At 47.8% G+C, this 12557-nt stretch carries 13 protein-coding genes; 1 reads left to right on the top strand and 12 read right to left on the bottom strand.

Going from position 1 to position 12557, the window contains the following annotated elements; all coding sequences use genetic code 11:
• Positions 1–85: 85 nt before the first annotated feature.
• The 12 genes from AC1DVJ_RS20535 to pth form a co-directional block, all read right to left on the bottom strand.
• Entirely contained in the window at positions 86–409 is a 324-nt protein-coding gene (locus AC1DVJ_RS20535; RefSeq protein ID WP_477593082.1) for an FtsB family cell division protein, read from the bottom strand.
• Positions 410–424: 15 nt separating this feature from the next.
• Positions 425–1000, bottom strand: coding sequence for a spore cortex biosynthesis protein YabQ (gene yabQ, locus AC1DVJ_RS20540; RefSeq protein ID WP_477593083.1), 576 nt, complete (start codon positions 998–1000; stop codon positions 425–427).
• On the bottom strand, positions 997–1284 hold the full coding sequence (gene yabP / locus AC1DVJ_RS20545; RefSeq protein WP_028557380.1) for a sporulation protein YabP: 288 nt from the start codon (positions 1282–1284) through the stop codon (positions 997–999). Before yabP ends, yabQ begins: the two co-directional genes overlap by 4 nt.
• A gap of 139 nt (positions 1285–1423) precedes the next feature.
• Entirely contained in the window at positions 1424–1687 is a 264-nt protein-coding gene (locus AC1DVJ_RS20550; protein ID WP_057313307.1) for an RNA-binding S4 domain-containing protein, read from the bottom strand.
• Positions 1687–1959: an HU family DNA-binding protein gene (locus AC1DVJ_RS20555; protein WP_028557378.1), complete on the bottom strand. Its 273-nt coding sequence runs from the start codon at positions 1957–1959 to the stop codon at positions 1687–1689. Before AC1DVJ_RS20555 ends, AC1DVJ_RS20550 begins: the two co-directional genes overlap by 1 nt.
• 120 nt (positions 1960–2079) lie before the next feature.
• A complete protein-coding gene (gene yabN / locus AC1DVJ_RS20560) occupies positions 2080–3606 on the bottom strand; it encodes a bifunctional methyltransferase/pyrophosphohydrolase YabN (protein ID WP_477593084.1) in 1527 nt (508 codons plus the stop codon).
• 170 nt (positions 3607–3776) lie between these two features.
• A complete protein-coding gene (locus tag AC1DVJ_RS20565; protein WP_477593085.1) occupies positions 3777–5558 on the bottom strand; it encodes a putative polysaccharide biosynthesis protein in 1782 nt (593 codons plus the stop codon).
• Positions 5559–5692: 134 nt separating this feature from the next.
• Complete coding sequence (gene spoVT, locus AC1DVJ_RS20570) at positions 5693–6235, bottom strand: stage V sporulation protein T (RefSeq protein WP_477593086.1); 543 nt, start codon at positions 6233–6235, stop codon at positions 5693–5695.
• Positions 6236–6479: 244 nt separating this feature from the next.
• Positions 6480–7571: a peptidylprolyl isomerase gene (locus AC1DVJ_RS20575; protein WP_477593087.1), complete on the bottom strand. Its 1092-nt coding sequence runs from the start codon at positions 7569–7571 to the stop codon at positions 6480–6482.
• Complete coding sequence (gene mfd / locus AC1DVJ_RS20580; protein WP_477593088.1) at positions 7558–11079, bottom strand: transcription-repair coupling factor; 3522 nt, start codon at positions 11077–11079, stop codon at positions 7558–7560. The genes AC1DVJ_RS20575 and mfd overlap by 14 nt, the downstream gene beginning before the upstream one ends.
• A gap of 74 nt (positions 11080–11153) precedes the next feature.
• Positions 11154–11381: an anti-sigma-F factor Fin gene (locus AC1DVJ_RS20585; protein WP_310502535.1), complete on the bottom strand. Its 228-nt coding sequence runs from the start codon at positions 11379–11381 to the stop codon at positions 11154–11156.
• A gap of 134 nt (positions 11382–11515) precedes the next feature.
• On the bottom strand, positions 11516–12076 hold the full coding sequence (pth, locus tag AC1DVJ_RS20590; protein ID WP_477593089.1) for an aminoacyl-tRNA hydrolase: 561 nt from the start codon (positions 12074–12076) through the stop codon (positions 11516–11518).
• 89 nt (positions 12077–12165) lie between these two features.
• Between pth and AC1DVJ_RS20595 the strand changes: the two genes are divergently transcribed.
• Positions 12166–12417, top strand: coding sequence for a hypothetical protein (locus AC1DVJ_RS20595; RefSeq protein WP_477593090.1), 252 nt, complete (start codon positions 12166–12168; stop codon positions 12415–12417).
• Positions 12418–12557: the final 140 nt, after the last annotated feature.

Genomic DNA, 12557 nt, shown 5'->3' on the forward strand with positions numbered 1-12557 from the left:
AATGTTGAAAACACTGGCTACGCCGATTATAACCGATGCAGAAACCACGGTCAACACGGCATTCGCCACTTCTTCGTAATGTTTTTTATTGCGACTTCGAGACACTTAGTGGCGTCTCTCCCGTTTTACTGTAATGAAAGTCTCGGCGAATGATTTGATCCAAATATTCGTCGTTATGAAGCCGTGCGATTTCCTTCGTCGTTTGGACATTTACCTTCTGTGCCTCGACGAGTTGTTGCTCCATATTTGCTACGACACTTTTCTTCTCGTGCAGCTTGGCGAACTGCCCCCAGATGTTAACAGCAGCCCAGCTCAGAAAACATAAGACAATGATCAAAAGAATACGAAGTCTTCGCTTCGAGCCTTCCCGACTGATGCGCTTGGTTGAAACGGTTGCTTGAGCATGCATGAATAGGAATTCCTCCTACTTCGAGAATATCCTGTGATAAAGCGTAATGATACGTCCCTTTAGTTTCTTCAACCAATCAGGGATCACCAAGTACTTATGCACAGGCTTAGTCATCCAGAGGAATAATCTCCACACAGGATAAAGCAATTGTAGCACAATTCTATACAGGAATATAGCTACGGCTAGCAAAAATCCTAAAATTATCACGATCAGACGATATAAGCCAATAATCGGTTTAATGATTAAAATTTCGACAGTCCTCGTAAGGAAGCGGTAAATCGCCACAATAATTCGAATGAGAACGAGCGTAAGGCGAATGACAAGCGAACTGAGGAGTGCAAAATAGAAGCTGATCCCGATCCCCATGCCGAGGAAAATAAAAATACGAACTTGTCCTTCATTACTGTAAATAAGCATCTTGAACACCAGGATTGTCGCCACAATCCAATAGATACTATCCACAATCGGAATGGTCCATCGTGGCAATCGCAGCTTGCCCGAGAGTACATGGAACACATCGAACAGAGCCCCTATGCAAATTCCACTCAAGAACATGATAAAAATCGTATGAAACTGAACGTGAAGCGTCACTTAAATAGCTTGCCTAGGAACCCTTTGGATTTCTCCTGGGTATTCCCGTCCACATAGGCTAATTCATGAATAATACCTTCAATGGCGACTAATCCTTGCTCCAAGCTCAAGTTCTTGATGTGCAAATTCTGCCCCTTAATCATCAAGTAGCCCATTTCCGTTTCTAGGAGGAATTCTTCGCTATCAAAGCTTTCTACGTTCAAAACTCCCGATATTTCCAAGAGCTTGCGATTCAGCATTTTAATTTCTTGCCTTTTATTGTTGTTTTTCACGGGTTCGATCATGGCCTGTACCCCTCCTTCACCTAATCTTACGATATGGGAGGATGTCCTTTTTTAGAACCAAGCCTTGCATCTTATGCCCATAAAAAAAGTAGCCCGAAATCCCCTCTGCAGGAATCCCAGGCTACTTCACAGTTATGCGTTATTCGGATTGGAAGGCTTCTTCCTTCAGCAACGTGTACATCTGCGCAGCGTCTTCCTTACGGGTAGACTCAGTCAGAAGCTCAACGCGAATCGTTACTTTCTTTTGACCGAACTGAATGGATAGCTCATCTCCAACTTTCACATGCGTACTCGCTTTAGCGTCTCTACCATTGATCCACACGCGTCCTTGATCGGACACATCCTTCGCAACCGTACGGCGTTTAATCAGACGAGATACTTTGAGAAATTTATCGATCCGCATTATTTTACAGCGTCTTTAAGCTTGTTGCCCGCTTTGAAAGCAGGAACATTGGATTCTGCGATTTCGATTGGGTTACCCGTTTGTGGGTTACGACCTGTACGGCCGGAACGTTTGCGAGTTTCGAATGTACCGAAACCAATCAATTGTACTTTATCTCCGGATGAAAGAGCGTCTGTCACTTCACCAAGGAATCCGTTAAGGACAACTTCTACGTCTTTCTTAGTAAGTCCGCTTTTTTCTGCAATGTTGTTGATCAAATCTGTTTTGTTCATGTGTTTTCTTTACCTCCCAAAATGTTTGAAGATCAGGTCTTCTATGTACCAACTGTGGTTACATTTCATGATTTTACCTTGCAACAAGTCTAGTATTCTGCTTTTTTCGGCAAAATCCTTCTATCGCTGATCAAGTTTTATAACTTTTTTTGCTTCCTGCCAGTATTGTTCCATCTCTGATAACCCAGTTTGTTCAAAAGATAGGCCCTTTAAACGTAGCTGTTCCTCGATATATGAAAATCTTTGCATAAATTTACGGTTAGTTTGGGCTAGCGCTTCTTCGGGATCTACTTTGAGGAATCTAGCAACATTCACGATAGAAAAGAGAACATCGCCCAGCTCGTCACGACGCTCCTGAGCTCCTTCTTCCGCTGGCTTCGCAATCGCTTCACGCAGTTCGGTAAGCTCCTCTTCCACTTTAGCAAGCACATCCTCCAGCTCTGTCCAGTCAAAACCGACGGTTGCCGCCTTCTTCTGCAGCTTCATCGCCTTCATCAAGCCCGGTAACTCACGCGGAATACCGTCCAGCACGGATTGCTTCGTGACATCAATGCCTTTCTTCCGCTTCTCCTCCGCCTTCATCGCGTTCCAGTTCACAAGCGCTTCATCGGCATCTTCTGCCTTCTGCTCGCCAAACACATGGGGATGACGGCGTATCAGCTTCTCATTCAAAGTGGCAATCACATCGTATACAGTGAAAGTCCCGATCTCCTCTTCCATCTGAGCATGCAGCATGACTTGTAAAAGCAGATCACCAAGCTCCTCGCACATATGATCCGGATCATCTTCATCGATCGTTTCCAGCACTTCGTAGGCTTCTTCGATCAAATTTTTGCGCAGACTCTCGTGTGTCTGCTCGCGGTCCCATGGGCAGCCTTCTGGACTGCGCAGAGTCTGCACAATCTCATGCAATTTGCCAAATGTTCGATAGAACGGCTCCTGTTGTTCACTGCGGGGCACCCAGACGAGTGACAAATTGCCGTAGCCTTTAACATGATCCAGCTCATGAAGCGGCACTTCAATGATCTGCTCCTGACCCGCCACACCTAATGAATGACCAACAACAACTCGGTATTCATCTGGGTAAGCTTCCATCAGGCTAATTTTCAGATCAGATGCCGTGTACGTATCGTAGACCTGCCCAATTACCGTATGCAGCTGCGGATTCAAAGCATAACGACTAATGCTCGTTGCATCGAGCAGTTGAAAGCCATCAATCGGGTCAAAACCAAAACGCAGGAACGCTTGGTCCAAGAAGCTCTCGCCACCTGTGATTTGGAGCTCAATGCCCTCGGAAGGACAGTTTTGTTTCAATAGCTGAACTGTGTATTCCGCCACCATCGGATGACCAGGGACAGCGTACAGCACTTCAGCCGTATGACTTTTTGCTGTAGTGATTAATTGTTCCGCGATGGACTCGTAGACGCCTTCAAACGACTCATTCGACATGTAGTTCGCATCAAACGTCTCGTAGGGGATCTGATTGGCATCCAGCAGCTGAACCATGGGATGGTCTTTCGTCCGTAGGAATAGTTTGGCTTGTGACTTCGCAGCGAGTTGGAGTTTCTTCCAGACTCCTAAGGTTAGTTGATCTTCGTCTCCAGTCCCGAGTCCAAGGACGGTAATTTGCGGCTTGTTTATTGACATGGGATGACACCTCCTGATTGATGGTTATAGGAATTTTGCCGATTGGGGCATATTTGTGAGTGTGGGTTCGTGAGATGTGCAAAAAGTGCTCAAGCGGAGCAGTAGTGATGATTTTCATCACTACAGAGCGAAATAGCTAGTTTGTTCTGCACGGGCGCGTGAAACAGCCGCTACTCAGGGTCTGCGGAGCCGGCCGAAAACTTCGTCGGCCGCAGCTTCGCCAGTACCGGCGCTAGTTTCCGGTCCAGCTCGGGCATCAGCCGCAGCTCCTCACGGCTGATGCTGCCGCTGCGCAGCAGCGCAAGCCCGTAGACGGCCGCGCCGCCGGCTACACCAACCAAAGCGATGGCGCTAGCGCTCCATCGCTCAGGCACGTGCCATGCCGCCACAGCGAGCATGGCCAGACCTTGCAGCGCTGCGAGGCCGCCGCCCATCAGTCCCACGCCCAGCGCGGGACTGACGGCGTACGGCCGCAGCGCAAAGCGCACCCCGGTGCTGCGTCGCAGCTGCACCAGATTCAGCCCCGCGGCAGCGGCGTAAGCGATCACCGCGCTGAGCGCGGCGCCGTCGATGCCCCAGCGGGGCAGCAGTAACACGTTGCCGAGTGCTTTCAGCACGATGGCAACGAGCAGGGCCTTGACCGGCGTGCGGATCGCGCCGGCGCCCTGGAGAACGCTGGCGCTGACAGCGTTCAGGGTACTAAATAAAGCCGTGAAAGCCAATACGGCCATCGTCCAGCTTGCCTCAGCGCTCGTATAGAGCATCATGTTGATCGGGACCGCCAAGAAGGCGAGTCCAAATGAAGCTCCGAGCCCGATCAGCCACGCGAGCCTGACGGACATTTCAGCTCGAGAACGGATAAGATCTAGCTGCCCTTTTACCTTAGCTTCGGCTATCGCCGGCACCAAGACGGCTGACATCGAGGACGCCACCATCACGACCAGCTGCACGAGTGGAAGCCCGCGATTATATAGACCGAACTGACGCATAGCCTCCATCTCGCTGCCAAACGAAGTTTCCAGCAGCCGCGGCATGGTGAAAGTATCCACAAGGGTGAGTAACGGCACTACAATAGCGCCTAGGCATACAGGTATCGCATACACCGTAATGCGTTTCGCCCACTGCCAGGAAGAGGTCGCTTGCGTTGACTCTAGGCCAGCTGCTATCGCCTTCATCGCTTCCCTTTCTGACTTATGCCCTGTCCCTTCCTCTCGCCCTCCATTCGTTGGCAAGCCTGCCTTCTGGCGCTCTACACGCCGCCCTCTCCGCCAATACACGACCATCACCACTAGACCCGCTCCAGCACCTGTCACAGAGCCAAATGTGGCACCCGCTGCGATCCAAGCTTCATCGTAGGCGAGAGCGACCATATACAGCAGCAAAGCGACCATCGTAATCACACGAATGAGCTGTTCAATGACTTGCGAAACCGCGGTTGGCACCATATTCTGATACCCTTGAAAATATCCGCGCAGGACGGCAAGAACGGGAGATAGGAGCAATGCAAATGAGATACTGCGGATTGCTGTCACGGTTTGAGAAATGCCAATCCAACCAGCAATCGTCTCGGCACCGAAATACAACAAAAGAAATAAGAGAAGCCCTGCGCTCATTAATAGCACAGATGAGACAACCACAATCCGCTTCGCGCCAGGATGATCCCCTTCCATGACACGTTCGGCTACGAATTTAGACACAGCGACTGGAAATCCAGCAGTGGCTGCAAATAAGATCAAAATATAGAGCGGATAAACCGCATTATAAATACCAAAAGCCACATCTCCGGCTACGTTTTGCAAAGGAATCTTCTGCAGTGTCCCTAATAACTTGGAGATCACAGCAGCAGCGCCCAGCAGGGCAGCGCCCTTCAATAGCATGTTCCCCCGTTTACCGTCACCATGCCTCTGGAGCCCCTCGTCCTGTTGATCTTGCTCCTTGCCGGTGACACTCATTCCGAACTACCCCTCTACACTAACATGAGTTCTATGTACGTATTATAGCGAAATCTACCAGTTCAGACAAAAAAAGCTTCTCTTACAGATGCGTCACCATCTCCGTAAGGAAGCCTTCGTTTGGGATTATGTGTTCATTGCTCCATCTGCTTCGCTAGAAATCCAGCCGCAGTCTCAACCATTTTAACTTCCATATTCGCCATTTTCACATTCTCGTCCTTCGAAATCAGGATAACCGAACCAATGGGATCGCCACCTGCCACAATCGGTGCAGCTACAAAGGAAGTGAACGTTTCATTGGTGTCTTTAATAATCTCAAATTGCCCTGAACTACTTTCAATGACAGCCTTACGATTTTCCATGCAAGCCTCAATGATTGCCCCTACGGATTTCTCTAAATAATCTTTTTTAGACCCGCCAGCCATGGCAATAATATGATCTCGATCGGAAATCAAGGCAACGTGATTGGTGCTTTCAAATAACGACTCTGCGTATTCCTTCGCAAAATCACCAAGCTCACCAATCGGTGAATATTTCTTCAGAATGACTTCTCCATCACGATCCACGAAAATTTCCAAAGGGTCACCTTCACGAATGCGTAGGGTGCGCCGTATTTCCTTGGGGATTACAACTCTCCCTAAATCATCTATCCGACGGACAATTCCAGTTGCTTTCATACCTCTAGATGCCTCACTTTCCGCTTTCGAATTAGATACGACACGAGCATGAAACCTTGTATGCTAGATCGGGATTTGGTGGGAACTTGAAATCTATCCTTAGTATTCTTCACTTCCCATTCTTCTATGCAGACGCCTCGACTAAGCAATTTACTTTATTTAGCTCTGCACCCTGCTGCGCTTATCATGTCCAAAAATGAGAAATAAAAACAGGATGCCCATTATCGGACATCCTGGTAAATTCTTACTTTGCAGCTGGGCTTGCCGCAGGACTAGCTGCTGGACTTGCCGCTGGTGCTGGGCTTGTTTCCACTTTAGGAAGGTTATTCGTTTCGATCAGTTTCGGGTACTCTGTTTCTGCAAACTCAGACAAAGATTTCTCTGCAAGCTGAGATTTGATTTGTGTTTTGAGTGTATCATCCAGTTGCTTCGTGCTTCTGGATTCTACTTTCATTACGTGGTAACCAAAAGTGGATTCAACTGGATCACTGATTTTGTTCAATGGAAGCGTGCTAGCTGCATCCTTGAACTCTGTTACCCATTCATTGATGTTGGCATCCTTGTACGTACCGCCTGCATCTTTGGAGCCTGGATCATCGGAATATTCTTTTGCAAGCGCTGCGAAATCGCCGCCTGCATCCAACTTCGCTTTCACTTCTTTCGCTCTTTTCAGCGCTTCATCCTTCGTACGAAGATCTGCTTGTGTCGCAGAATCTTTCAAGGAGATCAGAATGTGGCTAACGGTTGCAACGTCAAATGCATGTGCTGCCGCTTGTTCTTTATACGCATCTTGAACCGCTTGGTCTGTAATTTTACTTTCCATGCTGCCCATTGTGTAGAAGCTTAATTTCATTAGGGACTCGATATCCTTCAACTCGATACCATTGTCTTTCAACTGCTTGTCCATTCCGCCTTCTTGCTTGCCGAAGTAGTCGGTGATGGCTTTCATTTGCTCTGTTACTTGTTTGTCAGCATCCGCTTTCACTTTATCATCCGCTTTGGCGGAAAGAACACGGAAAGTAACCATTTGCTTCAACATATCTTGTTGAAAAGCCGGATCTTCCAGGTATTGGGCTAGTTGCGGGGAGAACATTTTATTTACATTGATGAATGAATCGAATTCACCGCGTGTAATTTTCCCGCCTTCTTTGTACGTAGCAATAATATCGCTTGGATTACCTTTAGCAGCCGCTGTAGCGGAAGGCGATGCTGTTCCAGCGCCTTCCTTTTTGCTTCCACACGCGCTGAGGACAGAGAATGCAAGGACTACTGTCACCAAACCTAATATCCATTTTTTCGAAGTAAGTCGTTGTCTGCTAGTTTCATTTGGCAACATCCTGTAATTCCCCTTTCGTTTTCAGAACATCCTTATATTGTACCAAGAATTTCTCCAACAATTCGATGGAGGCTTCCGGCTTCATGCCTTTAAAGCGGATAACAATAAGTAACTGCGGGTCTGCGTTCAATTTGATACGACCATCAAAGCCTTTGGACAAGGCAAGCAGCTTCTGACCATCCAGCCTGCCATTCTGGTCGATATGCACCTTGATTAGGTAATCCTCCCCTTTTTGGCTAATCGTTTCAATCCGGTAATCCGAACCGTATGCTTTCAAACGAGCCACTGTCAGTAGGTTGAACACGGCCTGCGGCAGATCGCCGAAGCGATCAACGAGCTCATCATGCAGATCCGCGGCTTCTTCCAGCGTACGAATGGCGGCCACTTTTTTGTAAATTTCGATTTTCTGCATGCTGTCATAGATGTAATCAGATGGCAAATACGCATCCAATTGAATATCGATTGAAGTATGCCATTCCGGCTCTGGAATGACGGCTTCTCCATCTATTTCTAGCTTCAGCTTTGCAATTTCCTCGGCTAGCATTTGCGAGTACAAATCAAAGCCGACGGATGCAATGAAGCCGTGCTGCTCAGCACCCAATAAGTTTCCTGCGCCACGAATGGATAAGTCCCTCATCGCAATTTTAAAGCCTGAACCTAGTTCTGTAAACTCTTTAATCGCTTGAAGTCGTTTCTCGGCTACTTCTGTCAGCACTTTATCACGCTGATACGTGAAATAAGCATAAGCGACGCGATTCGACCGACCCACACGTCCACGCAGCTGATAGAGCTGGGAAAGCCCCATTTTATCAGCATCATGGACAATAAGTGTGTTCACATTCGGGATATCTACACCGGTTTCAATAATGCTCGTGCTGACGAGAACATCATACTCCCCGTCCAAGAAATCGAGAATCGTCTTCTCGAGCTCCTGCTCGCCCATTTGGCCATGTGCTACGGTTACCCGCGCTTCTGGAATCATCATCGAGATTTGATCGGCTATTTGTGTGATGCCTTGCACGCGATTGTAGAGATAATACACTTGCCCCTCACGTGCCAGCTCTCGTTCAATGGCTTCTCTAACCAGCGTCGGCCCATATTCCACCACATAGGTCTGAACCGGGAAACGGTTCTCTGGCGGTGTTTCAATGACCGATAAGTCACGAACCCCCAGCATGGACATGTGCAAGGTTCTTGGAATTGGCGTTGCAGTTAGCGTGAGCACGTCCACGTTCGTCTTAAGGCGTTTTAGCTTCTCCTTGTGGGACACGCCGAAACGCTGCTCCTCATCGACGATGAGCAAACCTAGATCCTTGAACTGGACGTCTTGTGACAAGAGGCGATGGGTCCCAATCACGACATCAACGACGCCCTTCTTGACCCCTTTCATGACCTCCGTCTGTTCCTTCTTGGACCGGAAACGACTTAACACTTTCACATTGAACGGATAGCCGGAGAAGCGCTCACGGAATGTTTCATAATGCTGCTGCGCCAAAATCGTCGTTGGCACGAGAACAGCAACCTGCTTCCCGTCAATCGCAGCTTTGAAGGCTGCACGAACGGCAACCTCGGTTTTCCCATAGCCAACGTCTCCGCACAACAGTCTATCCATGGGACGTGCTTTTTCCATATCCGTTTTGATTTCCTCAATGGCGCGAAGCTGATCTCGCGTTTCATCGTAAGGGAACATCGCTTCGAACTCGTTCTGGTAAGAGCTGTCCGTGCTAAATCCGTAACCAGTCGCAGCTTGGCGTTCCGCATACAGCTTAATCAGCTCATCTGCAATATCTTTGACCGATGCGCGAGCTTTGCTCTTCACACGGGCCCAATCTGCGCCGCCAAGTTTATAGACCTTCGGTTCTTTCTCTTCAGAACCGACATACTTTTGAATCAGATCAATCTGGTCAATCGGAACAGACAGCTTGTCGCCGCCGGCATACATAATATGCAGATAATCCTTATGAATCCCGCCAACCTCTAAGGTGCCGATACCAACATATTTCCCAATCCCGTGATTTACATGAACAACGTAGTCGCCGACCTTCAGCTCTTGATAGCTTTTGATCCGCTCCGCATTCTCCAGCTTCTTCTCCACTTTACGTGCCTTACGCTGCTTCTGGGTGAAAATTTCACCCTCCGTAATGACGACGAGATGGATCGAAGGCATTTCAAAGCCTGTTTGCAGATTGCCATCTACAATCTCAGGAACTTCGATCTGGTAATCGCCTAGAACACGACGTACACGCTCTGCACGGTCATCCCCATTTGCCAGCAGAATGACCTTGCTGCCATTTTTCTTCCAGCGCTCCATTTCAGCCTTGAGGAGATTCATCTGCCCATGGAAGTTTTGCATCACACGGCAAACAAAGTTAACGATATTTTGCGGCTGTATACCCGCTACCTGACGAAGGAAAAGTGACACATACAACGTCGGGAACGGTCTGCGGTGCAGCAAGGTTTCGTAAGATTTGGACAGCACAAAAGCCGGCAAGCTCTTCCCCTCAGTTAACGCATGCATCATCCACTCGGCTTCATCGCGTTCGAGCTGCTTCGCTGTTTCCAGTAGGCGGGCAGGCTCGTCGATAATGAGAATCGAATCTTTGGGCATGTAGTCCATGAGCGTCTGTCTTTCCGTATATAGGAGAGAAATATATTTATAAATGCCTGGGAACGTCTGACCCTCGCGCATTAGCTCGATATCGCGGCCTATGACCTCTAACAGCTTGTCTTTAGCTGAACGCTCGGTCATCTTCGCCAGTTGCTCTTGCAGCAGCTCGTAGGCGTGCTGGGCAGCTGACTGTAACCGCTTTCTATCCGCTTGAATCTCGCGGCATGGAGGGATCGTCACCGTTGTTAACTTATCAATTGACCGTTGGTCACTAACATCGAAAGTCCGAATAGAGTCGACCTCGATATCAAAAAGCTCAATCCGAATCGCATTCTCCGACGTTAATGGGAATAAATCGAGAATTCCGCCTCGAACACTCATCTCACCTTTTGTTTCGACTCGCTCAACCCGTTCGTAGCCTAGACTGGATAAGCTGGCTAGCAGCTCGTCTAATTGAACCGTATCCCCGACATTAATCGTTACACGGGACTCCTCGAACACTTGTTTGAGTGGAAGCAATCTTCGTACACCAGCAAATGGCGCAATAACCACGCCGCGGTATCCGCCGGCAAGTTTGGTGAGAACGTCAATACGCTGCGCTAGCATCTCTGGGCTTGAAGCCGCTTCTTCCGTAGTCAGAAGCTCTTGAGATGGATAGAGCAGCACTTCATTAGGGGACAGACACTCCAAGAGGTCCTCCGCTATTTTTTGCGCAGCGAACATATTGTGCGTAACAACGAAAAGCGGACGCTCAAGCTCACGCGCGAGTGAGGCCAGCATCACTTGCCTGGAGGAGCCAGTTAAACCGGCAATGAGCTGCTCTTTCATTTCGGACTTTAGGCCTGTCACGATCGTTTGAAAGTCGGTATCCGCAGAAAAAGCTTGAATTAAAGCTTGCAAACAAGTACACTCCCCTCACAAAAAGAAGCCTCGGCACACTTGCCTCGGCTATTAACTCTTCATCTTCATCATAATTATTGCAACGGACTGGCTAGCAGGGATAATTCTGGGTTCGCTTCTAGTGCCTCATGACAATAGTCGCAAACGACCCTAACCGTAACATCTCCGTTCGTATTATACGATATTATATCTCTACGCTCATCAGGGGTCAAGAAATGGAAGCCTAACTGCTGCTCCGTAATTGCATGCTGATTAATTTCCCCGACAAAGGTATGACAATGCCTGCAAATATACTTGATCATATGTATGCCTCCTTCGACAATTCGATTACATCCTAGTATGACCATTCTTCGGAGAAATTAGCCGAATCTGCCATTGTCATTTCGGATAGGTTGCGTACATATCATCATTTATACAACAGAATGACTGAAAGTGTTTATTTATTAAACTTAGCCATCGTTTTCTCGAAAGACTCGCCCAAACTAAACTCCATCGCCTCACATGTTAGATCCAACACTTCGTTAATGGACTTCATCTCTTCTTTTGAAAAGTTGGACAGCACATAATCCGCAATGTTATAGCCCGGTGCTGGGCGATTCACACCAATCCGGATACGATTGAAAATTTGTGTGCCCCCATGCTGAATAATCGACTTAATGCCGTTATGCCCTCCTGGGCTCCCTTGGTAACGAAGACGAATTTGGCCAAAGCTCGTATCCATATCATCATAAACGATGACGACGTCTTCCAATTTCGCTTTATAGAAATCAAGGAATGCTCGCATGGATTCACCCGAAAGGTTCATGTACGTCATGGGCTTAAGTAAATATACCTTCGTCCCATTCACATTACCTTCTGCCAGCAGCCCTTTCCCTTTATTCTGAAAAGAGGTGATTCCCCATTTGGCGGCAAAGCGGTCAATCGCCATGAACCCGACATTGTGCCGATTAAGCTCATACTGCTTTCCCGGATTTCCCAGTCCGATAAAACATTTCATAATTTTCAAAATCCCCCTAGATATAAAACTAAAAAACCTTTGCGGAACCCGCTTCTAAAGGTTATTGTTTACAATATACCCGTTCCCCAATGTTTTCCAATGTTATCCATCCCAAAAAAGCTGTAGGTGATAAACGAACGATGTATCTTCATGGACAACAGCTTACAGAAGATGATCATTTACAAGATCATGTCGATGCGGACGTACCCGTCCAAGTATACTATCAAAATCTGCACAAGGATATAGGTTTCATTGAAATGTACAACCGTCATTTCGTTAAGATTAATCGTATCTTTTATAGCAGAAAGAAGCATACTTTTGTTTCACGCCCCGGATATTAAGCGCTTACATTCAAGGGGTATTAGCAGGCGTACTAGTGAGAAAACCTCTATCGAGGCCATTCACAGATGAGCGACCGCGTTAAAGCGGAGAGACTTTGGTCCTCGACCAAAGATCCCTATATATGGTTTTATCGCCAATA

Source organism: Paenibacillus sp. P4_A9, from assembly GCF_056402415.1.